19 protein-coding genes are annotated in these 15,852 nt (G+C 72.4%); 18 read left to right on the forward strand and 1 reads right to left on the reverse strand.

All coding sequences use genetic code 11. From position 1 onward, the window contains the following. Positions 1–25: 25 nt before the first annotated feature. The 13 genes from LQK89_RS07675 (at position 26) to LQK89_RS07735 (ending at position 10,645) form a co-directional block, all read left to right on the forward strand. Positions 26–370, forward strand: coding sequence for a flagellar basal body rod protein FlgB (locus LQK89_RS07675; protein ID WP_231050646.1), 345 nt, complete (start codon positions 26–28; stop codon positions 368–370). Beyond that, positions 367–762 carry a flagellar basal body rod protein FlgC gene (locus LQK89_RS07680; RefSeq protein WP_058741145.1) on the forward strand — a complete coding sequence of 132 codons (396 nt, stop codon included), beginning with the start codon at positions 367–369 and terminating at the stop codon, positions 760–762. The genes LQK89_RS07675 and LQK89_RS07680 overlap by 4 nt, the downstream gene beginning before the upstream one ends. Continuing rightward, the gene (gene fliE, locus LQK89_RS07685; RefSeq protein ID WP_231050647.1) at positions 762–1,109 is read left to right on the forward strand and encodes a flagellar hook-basal body complex protein FliE; all 348 of its coding nucleotides are present in this window, start codon (positions 762–764) and stop codon (positions 1,107–1,109) included. The genes LQK89_RS07680 and fliE overlap by 1 nt, the downstream gene beginning before the upstream one ends. Beyond that, positions 1,109–2,770 carry a flagellar basal-body MS-ring/collar protein FliF gene (fliF, locus tag LQK89_RS07690; protein ID WP_231050648.1) on the forward strand — a complete coding sequence of 554 codons (1,662 nt, stop codon included), beginning with the start codon at positions 1,109–1,111 and terminating at the stop codon, positions 2,768–2,770. The genes fliE and fliF overlap by 1 nt, the downstream gene beginning before the upstream one ends. Before the next feature lie 83 nt (positions 2,771–2,853). Beyond that, positions 2,854–3,852: a flagellar motor switch protein FliG gene (gene fliG, locus LQK89_RS07695; protein ID WP_174779468.1), complete on the forward strand. Its 999-nt coding sequence runs from the start codon at positions 2,854–2,856 to the stop codon at positions 3,850–3,852. Continuing rightward, complete coding sequence (locus LQK89_RS07700) at positions 3,845–4,507, forward strand: FliH/SctL family protein (RefSeq protein ID WP_231050649.1); 663 nt, start codon at positions 3,845–3,847, stop codon at positions 4,505–4,507. Before fliG ends, LQK89_RS07700 begins: the two co-directional genes overlap by 8 nt. Beyond that, complete coding sequence (locus LQK89_RS07705; protein WP_231050650.1) at positions 4,504–5,835, forward strand: FliI/YscN family ATPase; 1,332 nt, start codon at positions 4,504–4,506, stop codon at positions 5,833–5,835. The genes LQK89_RS07700 and LQK89_RS07705 overlap by 4 nt, the downstream gene beginning before the upstream one ends. After that, on the forward strand, positions 5,835–6,266 hold the full coding sequence (locus LQK89_RS07710; protein ID WP_114851056.1) for a flagellar export protein FliJ: 432 nt from the start codon (positions 5,835–5,837) through the stop codon (positions 6,264–6,266). Before LQK89_RS07705 ends, LQK89_RS07710 begins: the two co-directional genes overlap by 1 nt. After that, positions 6,263–6,982 carry a C40 family peptidase gene (locus LQK89_RS18105; RefSeq protein WP_288467068.1) on the forward strand — a complete coding sequence of 240 codons (720 nt, stop codon included), beginning with the start codon at positions 6,263–6,265 and terminating at the stop codon, positions 6,980–6,982. Before LQK89_RS07710 ends, LQK89_RS18105 begins: the two co-directional genes overlap by 4 nt. Next, entirely contained in the window at positions 6,979–8,343 is a 1,365-nt protein-coding gene (locus LQK89_RS07720) for a flagellar hook-length control protein FliK (protein WP_231050651.1), read from the forward strand. Before LQK89_RS18105 ends, LQK89_RS07720 begins: the two co-directional genes overlap by 4 nt. A gap of 12 nt (positions 8,344–8,355) precedes the next feature. Continuing rightward, complete coding sequence (locus LQK89_RS07725) at positions 8,356–8,787, forward strand: flagellar hook assembly protein FlgD (RefSeq protein WP_141861407.1); 432 nt, start codon at positions 8,356–8,358, stop codon at positions 8,785–8,787. A gap of 48 nt (positions 8,788–8,835) precedes the next feature. Further along, positions 8,836–10,011 carry a flagellar hook protein FlgE gene (locus LQK89_RS07730; RefSeq protein WP_058743372.1) on the forward strand — a complete coding sequence of 392 codons (1,176 nt, stop codon included), beginning with the start codon at positions 8,836–8,838 and terminating at the stop codon, positions 10,009–10,011. A 460-nt stretch (positions 10,012–10,471) separates the two neighbouring features. Further along, positions 10,472–10,645: a hypothetical protein gene (locus LQK89_RS07735; RefSeq protein WP_231050652.1), complete on the forward strand. Its 174-nt coding sequence runs from the start codon at positions 10,472–10,474 to the stop codon at positions 10,643–10,645. Positions 10,646–11,078: 433 nt separating this feature from the next. Here the strand turns inward: LQK89_RS07735 and LQK89_RS07740 are convergent, their stop codons facing one another. Further along, a complete protein-coding gene (locus LQK89_RS07740; protein ID WP_231050653.1) occupies positions 11,079–11,486 on the reverse strand; it encodes a hypothetical protein in 408 nt (135 codons plus the stop codon). Positions 11,487–12,262: 776 nt separating this feature from the next. Between LQK89_RS07740 and LQK89_RS07745 the strand changes: the two genes are divergently transcribed. The 5 genes from LQK89_RS07745 (at position 12,263) to LQK89_RS07765 (ending at position 15,847) form a co-directional block, all read left to right on the forward strand. Continuing rightward, the gene (locus LQK89_RS07745) at positions 12,263–12,952 is read left to right on the forward strand and encodes a uracil-DNA glycosylase (protein ID WP_231050654.1); all 690 of its coding nucleotides are present in this window, start codon (positions 12,263–12,265) and stop codon (positions 12,950–12,952) included. Beyond that, on the forward strand, positions 12,949–13,500 hold the full coding sequence (locus LQK89_RS07750; RefSeq protein ID WP_231050655.1) for a hypothetical protein: 552 nt from the start codon (positions 12,949–12,951) through the stop codon (positions 13,498–13,500). Before LQK89_RS07745 ends, LQK89_RS07750 begins: the two co-directional genes overlap by 4 nt. A gap of 58 nt (positions 13,501–13,558) precedes the next feature. After that, positions 13,559–13,816, forward strand: a complete 258-nt coding sequence (locus tag LQK89_RS07755; protein ID WP_231050656.1) for a hypothetical protein — start codon at positions 13,559–13,561, stop codon at positions 13,814–13,816. A 68-nt stretch (positions 13,817–13,884) separates the two neighbouring features. Then, on the forward strand, positions 13,885–14,538 hold the full coding sequence (locus tag LQK89_RS07760; protein ID WP_231050657.1) for a nuclease-related domain-containing protein: 654 nt from the start codon (positions 13,885–13,887) through the stop codon (positions 14,536–14,538). Between the two features lie 109 nt (positions 14,539–14,647). Then, positions 14,648–15,847 carry a Fic family protein gene (locus LQK89_RS07765; RefSeq protein ID WP_231050658.1) on the forward strand — a complete coding sequence of 400 codons (1,200 nt, stop codon included), beginning with the start codon at positions 14,648–14,650 and terminating at the stop codon, positions 15,845–15,847. Positions 15,848–15,852: the final 5 nt, after the last annotated feature.

Consider the following 15,852-nt stretch of genomic DNA (forward strand, 5'->3'; position numbering starts at 1 on the left):
CGCTGCCGAAGGGGACGGTCGACCAGTGTTCGATTCCGTGACGAGCGCCGCGCTGCAGAGCGCGCTCGACGGCCTGTCGCTCCGACAGCGCACCATCGCGAACAACATCGCGAACATCAACACGCCGAACTACCACGCCGAGAAGGTGCAGTTCGAGGACGCGCTCGCGCAGTCGATCGTGCACGGCGACGGCCACCTCGCGGCGACGACGGCGCGGAGCCTCGAGCCGACGAACACCAACGGCAACAACGTCAACCTCGACCAGGAGACGCTCTCCAACGTCGACACCGTGCTCCGGTACCAGTTCGCCACGCAGGCGATGAACAGCGAACTGACGAGCGTGCGCGCGGCGATGCGGACGAGCTCGTGACGACCTTCGACGCGATCGGCATCGCGAGCACGGGCCTCACCGTGCACCGGAAGTGGCTCGACGCGATCTCGGACAACATCGCCAACGTCAACACCGTCCGCTCGATGGACGACTCCGCCTTCCAGGCCCGGTACGTCGAGGTGCAGGAGGGCGCGGGCACGTCCGGCGCCTACGTCAAGGGCGCCGCGTTCGGCAGTGCCGCCGGCCGGGTGACCTACGACCCGGAGAACCCCCTCGCGAACGCGCAGGGCTACGTCCGGATGCCGGACATCGACCTCGGGACGCAGATGGCGGACCTCATCATGGCCCAGCGCGGCTACCAGGCGAACGCCGCGGTGGTCGACCGGGCGAAGACCGCCTACGAGGCGGCACTGCAGATCGGGAAGAACTGATGCCCATCGACGCCGTGAACGGTGTGACCACCAACGCGATGACCCGCGCGTTCCCGAGCACGTCCGACGTGACCGGGACCGCCGGCCTCGGCGGGACCGACGCCACCAGCGGGACGACCGGCGCCGGCGACGGCTTCGCCGGCAGCCTGACGAACGCCGTCGACGGTCTGCAGCAGCTGCAGAGCACCTCGAAGACGCTCGCGCTCAAGGCCGTCACGGGCAACCTCGACGACATCCACGACGCCACCATCGCCGCCACGCGTGCGCAGGTGACGCTCGAGCTCGTCGCCGCCGTGCGGAACAAGGGCGTCGACGCGTTCAACGAGATCATGCGGATGCAGGCCTGATGCCCGCCGCCGTCCAGGACACGTGGGCCCGTCTCGTCGCCTACGTCAAGGGGTTCTCCGCCGCGCAGCGCACCATCGCGATCATCGGCATCGCGGCGGTCGTGCTCGGCGGCATCGCGCTCGCGAGCTGGCTCGGGAAGGCGACCTACGCGCCGCTGTTCACCGGCCTCGCCGCGAAGGACGCGAGCTCGATCACCGACCAGCTGACCACCGACGGCGTGCCGTTCCAGCTCAGCGACGGCGGAGCGACGATCCTCGTGCCGCAGGCGCAGGTGTACTCGGAGCGGCTCAAGGCCGCGTCGAACGGGCTGCCGTCGTCGAACGAGGGCGGCTACTCGCTGCTCGACAAGATGGGCGTGACGAGCTCCGAGTTCCAGCAGGACGTCACCTACAAGCGCGCCATCGAGGGCGAGCTCGCGAAGACGATCTCGTCGATGGACGGCGTGCAGACCGCGACCGTGCAGCTCGCCATCCCGGAGAAGACCGTCTTCACCTCCGAGGAGAAGGACCCCACCGCGTCCGTCTTCGTCGCGACCGAGAACGGCAAGCAGCTCACCACCGAGCAGGTCCAGTCGATCGTGCACCTGACGAGCGCCGCCGTCGAGGGCATGCAGCCGACCGACGTCTCCGTCGTCGACTCGAAGGGCCAGACCCTGTCGGCCGTCGGCACCGGCGCGACCGGCAGCGGGCAGGACCAGGCGGCGGACTACGACGCCACCACGAGCAAGAAGATCCAGGACCTGCTCGACACGACCCTCGGCGCCGGGAACGCGAGCGTCGTCGTCTCCGCGACGATGAACGAGCAGTCCGGCACCCGCACGTCCGAGAGCTTCGCCACCCCGACGTCGGGGCCGGTCGCGCTCAACGAGTCGAGCACCAAGGAGCAGTACGGCGCGGGCGCCGCCGGGGCGGCGGGGGCGACCGGTGTCCTCGGCCCGGACAACGTCGCCGTCCCGAACGGCACGGCGGCGAACGGCACCGGCGGGTACACGAACGAGTCCGCGACGAAGAACAACGCCGTCGACCACACCACCGAGACGACCCAGATCCCGGCAGGGGGCGTGCAGCGGCAGACCATCTCCGTCGCGCTGAACTCCCGCGCCGACGCGGTCAAGAACGCGAACCTGCAGAGCGTCAACGACCTCGTCGCCGCGGCAGCCGGGGTGGACAACGTCCGCGGCGACCAGGTGCGCGTCGCGGTGATGGACTTCGACCGCTCCGCCGCCCAGGACGCGCAGAAGGCGCTCGAGGCGCAGCAGCAGGCCGACCAGCAGGCATCGATGTGGTCCGCGATCCGCACCGCCGGCATCGTCGTCGCCGTGCTCGCCGCCGCGATCGTCCTGGCGATCGTGCTCGCCCGCCGCGGCCGTCGCCAGGAGCGCGAGGCGGTCGACGTCGGCGAGCTCGACGCCTTCGCCGGCGAGACGTTCGAGCTGCCGCTCGCGCTCGACGACGCCGAGCGGACCGGCCTGGCCGCCGGCGACGCACCGACGGTCGCGCTCCCGACCCTGCCGCACGACGACGCCCCGACCGAGGTCCTCACGACCGACGAGATCAGCGCCGAGCGCCGCCGCCAGGACATCTCCGCCCTGGCCGAGCGCGACCCGAAGCGCACCGCCGAGCTCCTCCGCGGGCTCCTGGACGACCGGTCCCCGGTGTGAGCGGCGTCGTGCCGATCGCCGCCGGGAGTGCCGCCGCCGGGAACACCGCCGGGGGAACGGGCGGACCCGCCGCCGAGCGTCCCCTGACCGGCGCGCAGAAGGTCGCCCTCATCCTCATGCAGATGGAGACCGAGCGCGCCGCCGAGGTGATGAAGCAGTTCACCGAGCTCGAGGCCGAAGAGATCTCGGCCGAGATCGTCCGGATGCGCCGGGTCGACGACACCGTGGTCGACCGGACGATGAGCGAGTTCCACCGGATGACCCAGCGCGGCCGCGTGCAGAAGCGCGGCGGCAAGGACGCGGCGCTCGGGCTGCTCGAGGCGTCCTTCGGCTCCGAGCGCGCCGCCGGCGTGATGGACCGCCTGGCGTCGAACCTGGCCGGGCAGTCGTTCGAGTTCCTCGACGACGCCGAGCCCGGGCAGGTCGTCAGCCTGCTCGAGGGCGAGCTCCCGCAGACGATCGCCCTCGTGCTCGCGCACCTCAAGCCCGCGCAGGCGAGTGCCGTCCTGGCCGGGGTCGACGAGCGCGTGCGGACCGACGTCGCCCAGGCCTTCGCCACGATGGGCAGCGCGACGCCCGAGGCGGTCGGCATCGTCGCCGGGGTGCTCCGGCAGCGCGCCGGCGCCGTCGTCTCCCCGCGCGAGAGCGTCGAGGTCGTCGGCGGCATCGCCCCGCTCGTCGACATCATCAACCGCTCGGACGTCGCCACAGAGAAGGCCGTGCTCGAGGGGCTCGAGGCGCGCGACCCGGAGCTCGCCGAGGACATCCGCTCCCGCATGCTCACCTTCACGGACATCGTGAAGCTCGAGTCGCGGGACATCCAGCAGGTGCTCCGCGGCATCGACTCGAAGCTGCTCGCGACCGCCATGAAGGGCGCTCCGGGCCCGGTCGTCGAGACCATCCGCGCGAACGTCTCCGAGCGCAACCGCCAGCTCCTCGACGACGAACTGCAGTCGATGGGGCCGGTCCGCGTGTCCCAGGTCGAGGAGGCGCGCGCCGAGGTCGTCCGCTCCGTGCGCGAGCTCGAGGCGCAGGGCGTCATCACCGTGCACCGCACCGAGGAGGACGAGCTCGTTGACTGACCCCGTCCTGCAGCGCGTCGCGTACCCGGTGCTCGACGGCACCGTCGCGCGCGACCGCGCCGCGGCCGCCGACGTCCGCGGGCACGCCGCCGGCTACGCGGCCGGTCTGCGCGCCGCCCAGGCGGAGACCGCGGCGCTGCACGCGCGCCTGGAGACCGAGCACGCCGCACGCGTCGCGGCCCTGCAGGCGGAGACCGCCCGCCGGGTGCAGGTCCTCGACGCCGCCACGAACGCGCTCCTCGCGCAGGTGGCGCCCGTCCTGGCGGACGCGGAGGACTCGCTCGTCGATGCGGCCCTGGACCTGGCGGAGGCCGTCGTCGGGTACGCGGTGCGCGCCTCCCGGCAGACGGTCGGTGACCACACGGCGGCCGACGCCGACGGGGCGGGAGCCGGCCTGGAGGACCGTGGCGCGGTCGGTGCGGAGGCCACGGTCCGGCGGGCGCTCGCGCTGGTCGACCGCACGGTCGCCCTGGCGGTCCGGACCAGCCCCGCGGACGCAGCGCGCGTCGCCGGACTCGACCTGCCGGTCCCGGTCGTCGCTGACCCGTCGCTCCGCGACGGCGACGCGGTCGTCGACCTGCCGGACGGCCTGCTCGACGCCCGCCTGGGCGCCGCGCTCGGTCGTGCCCGCGAGGCCCTGGAGGCAGCACGGTGACCGCGACGCTGCTCCGCCCTCGTGGCCTCGACGACGCGCGCGTCGCCGCGGCGCCGCAGCGCGTCGGCGTCGTGACGAGCGCCGTCGGACTCGGCCTGACCGTCGCGGGACTCGACGCGCGCATCGGCGACGTCGTGACCGTCGGCGCGGACGGCGGACCGCAGACCGCGGTCGAGGTCGTCGCGACCGACAGCAAAGGCGTGCGCTGCATGCCGCTCAGCCGGCTCACCGGCATCACCGCCGGTACCCCCGCACGGCCGACCGGGCGTCCGGTGCTCGTGCCGACCGGTGTCGGGCTGTTCGGCCGCGTGCTCGACGGGCTCGGTCGCCCGATCGACGGCCGCGGACGCCTGGACTCGGACGGTGCCGTCCCGATCGACCACCCGACGCCGGACGCCATGGCCCGCACGCGCATCGACGCGCCGATGCAGCTCGGCGTCCGCGTCCTGGACACCCTGACGACCGTCGGGCGCGGGCAGCGCATGGGCCTGTTCGCCGGGTCCGGTGTCGGCAAGTCGTCGCTGCTGTCGATGATCGCGCGCGGGAGCGACGCGGCCGTCAACGTCATCGCGCTCGTGGGGGAGCGCGGCCGCGAGGTGCGGGAGTTCCTCGAGGACGACCTCGGTCCGGAGGGCCTGGCGCGCTCGGTGGTCGTCGTGTCGACCTCGGACGAGCCGGCGCTCATGCGACTCCGTGCGGCGTTCGTCGCCACCCGGATCGCGGAGTCGTTCCGGGACGCCGGGGCCGACGTCGTGCTCATGATGGACTCGCTCACCCGCGTCGCGATGGCGCAGCGCGAGATCGGCCTGTCGGTCGGCGAACCCCCGGCCACCCGGGGGTACCCGCCGTCGACGTTCTCGGTGCTCGCCGGACTGCTCGAACGCGCCGGGACGGACCGGGTCGGCAGCATCACCGGGCTCTACACGGTCCTGGTCGACGGCGACGACCACAACGAGCCGATCGCGGACAGCGCGCGGAGCATCCTCGACGGGCACGTCGTGCTCGACCGGAAGCTCGCCGTGACCGGGCACTTCCCGTCCGTCGACGCGCTCGGCTCGGTGTCCCGCGTGGCCTCGAAGGTCACGACGCCCGAGCAGCGTGCCGCGGCGACCGTCCTGCGCAAGGTGATGGCCGCCCGGCAGGGGGCGCAGGACCTGCTCGACGTCGGCGCGTACCAGCGCGGGACGAACCCGCTCGTCGACGCCGCGGTCGACCACCGCGGCGCGATCGAGGCGTTCCTGCAGCAGGGCATGGGGGAGCGCGCCGACGCCGCGTCCTCGTGGCACGCGCTCGAGACGCTCGTCGCTCGGCTGGGGGTGACCGGCTGATGGCGAAGCGCTTCCCCCTCGCCGGACTGCTGCGGCTCCGGCACGCGCAGCAGGACCGCGCCGCCGCCGTGCTCGCCGCCGCGAACGACCGGGTCCGTGACGCCGCGGACGCCCGGATCGCTGCCCGGCGGAACCTGGCCGACAGCGAGGCGTCCCAGCCGATCACGGACGCGGCGACCCTCAGCGCGGTCGCCGCCGCCCGGGCGTCGACGCGCGGGATGCTCGAGGAGCTCGAGGCCGTCGCACGGTCCCGCCGCGAGGACGCCGACGCCGCGCAGGCCGAGCACACCGCTGCACGCCGGGCCGCGCTCGGGCTCGAGAAGCTCGAGGCGCAGCACGCGCGCCAGCAGGCGGCCGAGGAACTTCGGGCGGAACAGCACGCCCTCGACGAGATCGCGGCTCGACGCCGCACGGAAGGTGGTGCCCGATGAGCGTGGACGCCGTGCTCTCCCGCATCGACGAGATCCGCACCCGCATCGACGCCCTGCGCAGCGAGGTGACCGGCGGGACGACGACGACCACGACCGGGTCCTCCGGCGCCGCGTCCTCGACGGCGTTCGCGGACGCGCTCTCCTCGGCGGCCGACGATCCGCTGTCCGCGTCGACCTCCGCGACGAGCGCCGCCACCGCAGCGCCCGCGACCTCCGTCGACGCCGGCAAGGGCACGCTGGCCACCGGCAGCGGCGCGACCGGGGCGGACGTCGTCGCGGACGCGAAGAAGTACCTCGGCGTGCCGTACGTGTTCGGCGGCACCACCCGCTCCGGGATGGACTGCTCCGGTCTCGTGCAGACGGTCTTCAAGGACCTCGGCGTCACGATGCCCCGCGTCGTGCCGGACCAGGCGGACATGGGCGTGCCGGTCGGGTCCCTGGCCGACGCGAAGCCGGGGGACCTCATCGTGCCGAAGGGCGAGCAGCACATCGTCATCTACCTCGGCGACGGCAAGGTCCTGCACGCTCCGCGCCCGGGCAAGGACGTCCGCATCGTCGACAACTGGTACAAGGACTCCGACATCGCCACCATCCGCCGGATCGTCCCGTCCGAGGCGCCCGCGACCCCGGCCGTGTCCGCGGGCGCTGCGGCGTCGAGCGCGACGGACCTGCAGACCGCGGCGCTCCTGTCGATGATGCGCGGGGGTGCCGCATGAGCCCGGTGTCCGCCGTCCCCACGCCGGCCGTCCGGTCGGCGCCGACGACGCCCGCGTCCGCGCCGGGTCCGGGCTCGGCGTCGGGGTCGGCCGAGCCCTTCGGCGCCGCGATGGCTGCGGTCGCGGGCGCGCCGCACCAGGACGCGCCACGGGACGGTCGTGAGCCCGAGCACACCGCGACCGAGCACACCGGAACCGACCACGACGGCGCCGGCACCACGACGACCGGCGAGCTGGTCGCTGCGAGCGACGCCGCCGCGGCGCTCCCGGTCGCACTCGTGGCCGCGCTCCCGGTGCCCGTGCCGTCGATCGCGCCCGCGGGACCCGCAACTGCCACGGTGCCGGGGACACCGACCGCGACCACGCCGGCGAGCGAGACGGCGGCGGAGCCCGTGGCCGCGACCGCGACGCCCGTGGTCGCGGCGTCGACGATCGTGCCCACCGCGGCTCCGCTCACCACGGCTGCGTCCAGCGGTGCACCGGCGCAGACCCCGGTCCGTGACACGTCGGCGGCACCGGTCGACCCCGGCACGGCGACCCCGCCCACGCCTGCGACGGCAGCGGCACCGGCAGCAGCCCCGGTGCCGCGCGCGCACGAGGCACCGGCGGCGACGAGCAGCCCGGCCACCACGGGCGCCCCGTCCACCGCGGCTGCCTCGCCCGCCGTGCCCGCGCCGCCGGCGGCTCCCGCGGCGACGGCGTCCGCGCCGGTGACCGCGGACACCACGGCGGCCCCTGCGACCGCACCGGCCGTGCCCGTGACCGCCCCGACGCAGTCGTCCCGCGGGACCGGCCACGCGACGGAGGCGACGCGGACCGACCAGGGTGATCCGATCCTCCAGGCCGTGACCGCACCCCGCGGTGGTGAGCCGGCCGTCACCGTCCCGGACCCGCCGACGGCCCCGACCGCCGGACCCGCGCCGACCACGGGCGCTCCGGCCCCGGCCGCCCCGCTCGCCCAGCAGCTCGCCCGCCCGGTGTTCGCGCTCGCGCACGCCGGCACCGGCGAGCACGTCGTCACCGTCCAGGTGGTGCCCGACACGCTCGGACCCGTGACGGTGCGCGCACACGTCACGGCGCACGGCATGCACGTCGAGCTGTTCGCGGCGTCCGAGGCGGGCCGCGACGCGGTCCGCCAGGTCCTGCCGGACCTGCGCCGCGACGCCGCGGGCGCCGGCGTCGCGACGACGCTCGACCTGTCGTCGCAGAACCACCCCGGCGCGCAGCCCGGTCGCGACGACCGCCCGGCCCCGTCGCCGCTGCGGTCCGACCCCGGCCTGGAGGCACGCCCCGCCTCCGCCCCGCAGCCCACCGCCCGTCCGTCCACCGTCCGCGCCGTCGGACTCGACGTCCTCGCCTGAAAGGCCACGACCATGCCCCTCTCCGGCATCACCGGTTCCGTCGACACCGCGGCGCAGGCCGCGGCCCTCGCGGCGAACAGCACCACGAAGAAGTCGCAGACCATGGACTCCGAGGTGTTCATGCAGCTCCTCGTGACGCAGCTGCGGAACCAGGACCCGTCGTCGCCGATGGACACGAACCAGATGATCAGCCAGCAGACGCAGCTCGCGATGATGGAGCAGGTCACCAACCAGACCACGACGGCGAACGAGAACTTCTCGCTGCAGATGCGCATCGCCGCCGCGAACCTCGTCGGGAAGCAGGTCAGCTACACCGACGCCGCCTCCGGGTCCGCCGTCACGGGGACCGCCACCGCCGTGTCGTACGCGTCGAGCGTGCCGACCGTGACCGTGAACGGGAAGGAGGTCGACCTCGACGTGATCTCCGGTATCACGACCGCCTGACGCGGTCCCGCTCTTCTCCTTCGTTCTTCGTTCTGAAAGGGACACCTCATGCTCCGCTCGCTCTACTCCGGGATCTCCGGCCTCCGCTCCCACCAGGAGATGCTCGACGTCACGGGCAACAACATCGCGAACGTCAACACCGTCGGCTTCAAGTCGTCGTCCACCGTCTTCCAGGACACCCTGTCGCAGATGACCCAGGGCGCCGGGGGACCGCAGACCGGCATCGGTGGGACGAACCCCGCGCAGATCGGTCTCGGCGTCCAGGTCGCCGGGGTCTCGACGAACTTCGCACAGGGCTCCGCGCAGGCGACCGGCAAGGCCACCGACCTGATGATCTCCGGCGACGGCTTCTTCGTCACGCGCCTCGGCAACGACACCGTGTACTCCCGCGCCGGCGCGTTCGACTTCGACGCCGACGGCCGTCTGGTGTCCGCCGACGGCAAGATCGTGCAGGGCTACCCCGCGACGAACGGCGTCGTGAACCAGGGCGGCCAGCTCGGGGACATCGTCCTGCCGCTCGACGCCGCCGCACCGGCGACGCGCACCACGACCGCGACCGTCACCGGCAACCTGCCGTCGGAGACCGCCGTGGGCGGGACGCGCGTGCGGGAGTCGACGGTGTTCGACGCATCCGGCACCAAGCAGACCCTCACCCTGACGTACACGCGGACCGCCACCGGGTGGTCCGTCGCCGGCACCGACGGCCAGGGCGGCACCGGGACCGGCACGCTGACCTTCGGTGCGGACGGCAAGCTCACCGCCGGTGGCTCGTTGACCGTCGGCGGGATCGCCGTGGACATGACGCAGCTCAGCGGCTTCGCGACGCTCGACACGTCCTCGATCGCGTCGCAGAACGGCAAGGCCGCGGGCACCCTGCAGGGCTACTCGATCGCGAAGGACGGCACCGTCGTCGGCACCTTCTCGAACGGCGCCTCGCTGGCGATCGGCCGCATCGCGCTGGCGACCTTCGCGAACCCGGCCGGCCTCGAGAAGACCGGGGCGTCGGGCTACCGCGCCACCGCGAACTCGGGGCAGGCGACCGTCGGTGCGCCGGGCGACCCCGGGGTCGGGCAGCTGGCGTCGGGCACGCTCGAGATGTCGAACGTCGACCTGTCGCAGGAGTTCACGAACCTGATCGTCGCGCAGCGCGGGTTCCAGGCGAACGCGCGCATCATCACCACGAGCGACGAGGTGCTGCAGGAGCTGACGAACCTGAAGCGGTAGGGGCGGCTGGCGGCGGCGGTCGGAGGGCGGTCCGGCCGCCGGGCGCCGTCAGTCGCGGGGCGCGGGGGACCATCCGAACTCGGGGCGCTGGCGCTCCGCGATTCCGTACGGGCCGTGCGAGCACGGCCGGTGGTCGTGCGGCGGCTGCGGATCAGTCCGTGGGTACGGACACGCTCACCGACCCGGTGACGCGGCTGCAGACCCCGTTCTGTCACCTGCCGGGGGAGGAGGACGAGTCCGTGGTGCACGAGCACCGGCAGGGCTCCGTGCCGATGTCGCACGACGTCGCCGCGACCGATGCCCTCGGTACCGGACTGACCGCTCCCGGCCGGCCAGGATGCGTTGTTGATCCGCTGGTGGCACGCGCTGCCCCGGTTCGGACGGCTTCGAGTCATCGCAGCCGGAGAACGGGTGTGCAACGGACCCCGTCCAGAGTGCGACGAGCGAGAGCAGGCTCCGCGTGGAGCACCCCGTACTCCTGATCCGGTCGATCACGGCGTGCGTCCTCGGCGACGCGTGCCTGGAGCTCGGCGTCGGCGGCGGCTTCGCTGGTGCGTCCCTCGTCGTCTGCGTCGTGGTGATGGTGGTGGGTGTCGTGACGTTCGCGGAGTGGTTGCGGAGAGGTCGCGCCTGAGTGGATGGCCGGGGCGCCGTCACCCGGCTCTCCGCGGCGGGACTCGACGTGGCGCTCCATACCAGCTCGGTCTCGCCGGGACCTGCTTCCACCCGAACTGCGTCAACGGCCAGGCGGGACGCCCGAGCGTCAACTCGTCGGACCAGATGACCGGATGACTGGAAGTACGCAAGCACCGGCGACGGCTCCGGCGTCGCAAACACCGCCGCGTCGCGCCCCTCCTCCTCGAGCGAGCAGATCGAACGACGACGACCCATGACCGCGACAGGAGGAAGCGGCTCCGACGTCCACATACCGAGCCCTCAGTGAGACCATCACCGGACCAGCCATCTGAGACAGGAGCCGTCGTGGCGAGACGAGGCGGGCAGGCGGTGCCCGCTGAAGGACCGCCTATCGGGACGGGGTGAGGGGCGTGACACAGATGCAGAAGGGGTCAGCCCTCCACCCACACGTCTGCACGACCGCCAGACCGGCACTGCAGATCTGCTCCGAACCGGACATCAGTCCATTGCAGGTCGACGGGTTCTTCGTGCAGGCGGAGCCCGCCTGCGTCGAACAGCGCGATCCGTCCGGGACCAACAGGTGTGCTGTCGAATGTCACCACCCACGCTTCGCCGTTCCGCGTCCTCGTCGATTCGTCGATCGTCGGAGTGCATTCAGAGCCCGCGCACAGTGCGACGGCGTGCACCTCACCCGACGACTCCGGGACGTGGATCGAGACGGGACTCGACTGGTCGTAGTCAGGGCAGATCGAATCCGGAGTGATCGAGCAGCCTGCGAGAGCTGATGCGCCGATGCCGAGCGCCAGGGTGATCAGGAACTTCCTGCCGCTGATGAGCATGTGTCAACCCTAGCGAGATAGTGGCACGACGCCCGGTTGACGATCCGCGGCCGGACGGCGCCTACCGGTGCTCGCAAGCTCGAGACTGCTGCCACGAATTGTGGAAGAGCCCCGCCGGCGCGGGCAGCGCGTCGGGCTTCCGCCCTGCGCGTCAGAGATGCAGGATGGACCGGTGGCCTGGTGCGTGCTGTGCGACATGGATGAGCGGTTCTGCGTGCACGGGCACGCCGACGAGGAACGGGCTGCTGCTGACGCGCTTCGAGCGCGGGCAGAGACTGCGACGCTCCTCCTCTCTCCTCGGGGGATGGCGCACTTCGTGGGCTGTCCGCACAAGGGTGACGACGCCGACTTGAGCCAGTGGGGAGAAGTCGCCTTACCGGGCGCGTGGGCTGGCCTTGGCAACGGACAGAGGTACCCGAGCACGGGCGGAGCCCGCCGGGACCTCGTGGCAACGTCACGCTGCAGCGATTGCGTGGCACACGGTGGGCCTTGGGGCTGAAACGCCGCATGTCAAGCCCTGGTTTAGTCGATCGCGGCTCTGAAGCCCTCGTCCAGGACAATCCGCGTGCGCTCGAGAAGCTTGATTGTGCCGCGGAGCAGCCTGGTTATGACGTCCGTTGGCAATCGTAGCGGCAAGCTTCGCCCGCATCCGCGTCGTCACGGCACCGAGTGCAAGGCGCTTGTCATAAAGCAGGCCGTAGTCGCAGGGCGCCACCTGAGCCGAGACCGGCGCGGCCGGAGGGCACCGGGCGCCGCCCGGTCGCTACGCTCGGCCCATGTTCCTCGACGCACCGCGCGGCTTCCGCGACCCGGGCCGCGTGGCTGAGCGGCGCGAGCTGCTCGCCACCGCTGAGGACACCCTTCCGCTCGAGGCATGGGCTCGCAACGTCGAGGAGCGTCGGCGTGCGCGTCAACCGGAGATCGTCGTGCCGCACTTCGACCCCGCGGAGACCGGCGTTCGGTCGCAGGTCCTGCTGCTCCTCGAAGCGCCAGGCCCGAAGACCGTTCCGGAGTGGGGCGGCTCCGGGTTCATCTCGGTCGACAACGACGACCCGACGGCGCAGAACCTGTGGCGCACGCGCGACGAGGTCGGCCTCCACCGCGGGGTCCTCGTGTGGAACATCGTGCCCTGGGTCCTCGGACGCGCCTCGGTAAAGCCGACGCCGGTGGACCTCGCTCAGGGCGCCGTCGAACTGCGGGGGCTCCTCGCGCTCCTGCCTGGCCTCCGCGCCATCGTCCTGTCCGGCCAGAAGGCTCAGGCGGGATGGGACGCGTTCCTCGACCTCGCGATCGGGGACCGCTACCGGGTGCTGCGCACGGTGCACCCGGCCGGCCAGTCGATCGCGCAGGCCGGCGCGAAGGGGCACTTCGTCGCGACGCTCGCGAAAGCCGCGACGTTCGTCGATCCGGTCGGCAGCTGGCCCGGGGCCGGGAGTGCCCGGAATCTGTGTAACGTCGCCGCATGAACTGGTGGGAAGCTCCGTGGTGGGCAGGGGTCCAGGGCGTCACGTCCATCTTGGGTGCACTCGCAATCTCCATCGCAGTGGCGGACTTCATGATTCGCGCGAATCGCGAGTCCCCGCGCGCCATGGCGTTCTCGGTCTCGCGCGCGCGAGGCTGGATCCGAGACCAGTCGAACGACTGGCTCGACGTCACGGTCACGACCCGGCCGATGGGCGAGCATGTGTTGTACGAGCCGCGCTGGCGCGTGTGGGGCATCGAGGACATCGAGATCCCTGACATGCTCCCGGTGCTCGACGTCCGCTCGGACCCTGAGAAGCTCGAGCTTCGAGTTCCGCGTGACCTGCTGCCTTCGGTGTGGGTCGGCGTCGAGTGGGTCGTCCCTCGCCGATACGGTTCGTTCGCCGCGGCGGCTCGCGTCGAGGTGAAGCAGAATGGCGCCTACGAGCGCTGGGAGATCTTCCGCTGGTGGCGTTGGCCCCGGAAGGAAGCCGGCCGCTGGATCCGAGGGCGCGACATCAGCAAGCGAAGCCCTCTTCAAGGGCCCAGGTGATCGACGACCCGATCAGGTCTCCGAAGGGCCACTGACCCTCAACGAAGTGGAGCACCCCATGACGTCGCAGACGACTCCGTCAGGGCACGAGGGGCGCACCACACGACCGCACTCGGTGGGCAACCACCCCGAAGTCGACGTTGAGCACGCCATCACGCTCGCGGATGCCGCTCTCGGCGCCGCGGGTCACGAGGTCACCGACGACGAGACGCGTGAACTCGGCCGCCAGATCGCCGCGGGCGCGCTCACGGGGGACGAGGCCGCAGCGCGCCTCATCGCGAAGCTGCGCTGCAAGCCGTCCGACCAACCGTCCTGAGCCGGCCGCCGGCCGCGCCTCGCACTGGGGCTCGCGACGCCTATTGCCGGTCTGACTGGATGGACGCCATGGGGACGAACGACATCACCGGCGCCGGCGCATCCGCCAAGCGCGAGTACGACCGCCGCCGGGCGCTTGACGAGGCGAAGATCCGCGAGACCTGGGGCGACGGCCGGATCGGCTCGATCGCCGTGGCGCTCTCGGGCGAACGCCAGAGCACGGCCGCCTGGAAGTCCGGTGCGGCTGGCGAGGCCGAAGTCGGCCGGGCCCTCGACGCGATCGCCAACGAGCACATCGTCGTGCTCCACGATCGCCGCATCCCCCGGTCCCGCGCGAACATCGACCACATCGTCATCACCCGCGCCGGCGTCTGGGTCATCGACGCGAAGCGCTACCGGAACAAGCGGCCCCGCCTGCAGGTCGAGGGCGGGCTGTTCCGGCCCCGCACCGAGAAGCTCATCGTCGGCGGCGACCGCACGAAGCTCGTCGACAGCGTCCTCCGCCAGGTGGCGCTCATGCAGGACGTCGTCGGTCCGGTCTCCGTGCAGGGCGCGCTCTGCTTCGTCGACGCCGACTGGCCGCTCTTCGGCGGCTCGTTCACCGTGCGCGGCATCGACGTCTGCTGGCCGAAGCGGCTCGCGAAGCGTCTTTCCGCGCTCGAGGGGGCGGTCGACGTGGAAGAGGTCTCTGCCGCGATCGCAGCGCACTTCCCGCCCGCCTGAGCTGAGCCGCGCAGTCCGCAGGTGCGCCGTGGCAGCAACCTCGCCGGTATTGTCACTTTTTCCGGATAACTGACATTATCGACACGGCTATCGCCAGAAAGGAGCCGCGATGACCACCTGGCCAGCACGCGCCCAGCGCGTGCTCCCTTGGACGAGCACGAGCCGCCGCGGGACCCGCGAGGACCGGACGCTCTCCGAGATCACCGTCTCGATCCCGCCGCGGATCGCCGACCTTGACGTGCCCGTCATCGCCGAGCGCGAGCTCTTCCGCGCCCGCTGGGAGGCTGCAGACCTCGAGCACGTCGCTGACGGCGTGCTGAGCCCGCTGGCCGGCTTCCTCATCCGCATGGAGTCGGTGGCCTCGAGTCGCATCGAGCACGTCGAGGCGACGCCGGTCGCGTTCGCGCGGGCCATCGGCGGGCTGAAGGAGAACGCCTCGGCGATGTCGATGGTCGCCGCCGGCACCGCGATCACGAAGCTCATCGCCGCATCCAGTACGACCATCACGCTCGACGAGATCCTCGCCGCGCACCGGGCGCTCATGGAGGCCGACCCGGACCCGTCCGAGCGGCCCTACGCCGGCCGCGTCCGCGACGTGCAGAACTGGATCGGCGGCTCGCAGCACTCGCCCCGCGGCGCGCTCTACGTGCCGCCGCCGCCCGAGGAGGTCCCGGCGCTCCTGGACGACCTGATCGCGTTCTCGAACCGCGACGACGTCGAGCCGGTCACCCAGGCCGCGCTCGCGCACGCGCAGTTCGAGAGCATCCACCCCTTCACCGCCGGCAACGGCCGCATCGGCCGAGCGCTCATCGGGGCAATCCTGCGGCGGAGGGGCGTCACCCCACACACGGTGCTGCCGGTCGCCAGCGCCCTCGCCGCCGACACGACGCACTACTTCTCGCTGCTGACCGCGTACCGGACGGGCGACGCGGCGCCGATCGTCACAGACCTGGCGCTGTGCGTCGAGACGGCCGCGCGGGAAGCCCGCGGCACGGCGCGCGTCTTCGCCCGGTACGAGGCTGCGTGGCGGGAGCAGGCCTCCCCGCGCGCTGACGGCCCGGCCGACCGGATCCTGCCGGTCCTGCTGTCGTTGCCGGTGTTCACCGTCGAGCAGCTCGTCGACGAGCTCGGCGATGTTCCCGAGCGGAGCGTCTACCGCGGCGTGCAAGCGCTCGAGGAGGCGCGCGTCGTCGAGGCCGTCACGGAGCGGGTCCGCGGCCGCGCGTACGCCGCGATGGACGTGCTCGACGAGTTCGAGGACCTCGACACCCGCATCCGCGAGCGGATCACGAGGCTCCGCGCGGCCTGACGAGC

Origin of the sequence: Curtobacterium sp. C1 (genome assembly GCF_021049325.1) — a bacterium.
In the GTDB taxonomy this organism is placed as follows: domain Bacteria; phylum Actinomycetota; class Actinomycetes; order Actinomycetales; family Microbacteriaceae; genus Curtobacterium; species Curtobacterium citreum.

Coding starts and splice junctions, on each gene's coding strand:
- LQK89_RS07720 (WP_231050651.1), top strand. CDS start 6,979: ATGAGCCCGGTGTCCGCCGTCCCCACGCCGGCCGTCCGGTCGGCGCCG.
- LQK89_RS07730 (WP_058743372.1), top strand. CDS start 8,836: ATGCTCCGCTCGCTCTACTCCGGGATCTCCGGCCTCCGCTCCCACCAG.
- LQK89_RS07765 (WP_231050658.1), top strand. CDS start 14,648: ATGACCACCTGGCCAGCACGCGCCCAGCGCGTGCTCCCTTGGACGAGC.
- fliF (WP_231050648.1), top strand. CDS start 1,109: ATGCCCGCCGCCGTCCAGGACACGTGGGCCCGTCTCGTCGCCTACGTC.
- fliE (WP_231050647.1), top strand. CDS start 762: ATGCCCATCGACGCCGTGAACGGTGTGACCACCAACGCGATGACCCGC.
- LQK89_RS07750 (WP_231050655.1), top strand. CDS start 12,949: ATGAACTGGTGGGAAGCTCCGTGGTGGGCAGGGGTCCAGGGCGTCACG.
- LQK89_RS07710 (WP_114851056.1), top strand. CDS start 5,835: ATGGCGAAGCGCTTCCCCCTCGCCGGACTGCTGCGGCTCCGGCACGCG.
- LQK89_RS07725 (WP_141861407.1), top strand. CDS start 8,356: ATGCCCCTCTCCGGCATCACCGGTTCCGTCGACACCGCGGCGCAGGCC.
- LQK89_RS07755 (WP_231050656.1), top strand. CDS start 13,559: ATGACGTCGCAGACGACTCCGTCAGGGCACGAGGGGCGCACCACACGA.
- LQK89_RS07745 (WP_231050654.1), top strand. CDS start 12,263: ATGTTCCTCGACGCACCGCGCGGCTTCCGCGACCCGGGCCGCGTGGCT.
- LQK89_RS18105 (WP_288467068.1), top strand. CDS start 6,263: ATGAGCGTGGACGCCGTGCTCTCCCGCATCGACGAGATCCGCACCCGC.
- LQK89_RS07740 (WP_231050653.1), bottom strand. CDS start 11,486: ATGCTCATCAGCGGCAGGAAGTTCCTGATCACCCTGGCGCTCGGCATC.
- LQK89_RS07760 (WP_231050657.1), top strand. CDS start 13,885: ATGGGGACGAACGACATCACCGGCGCCGGCGCATCCGCCAAGCGCGAG.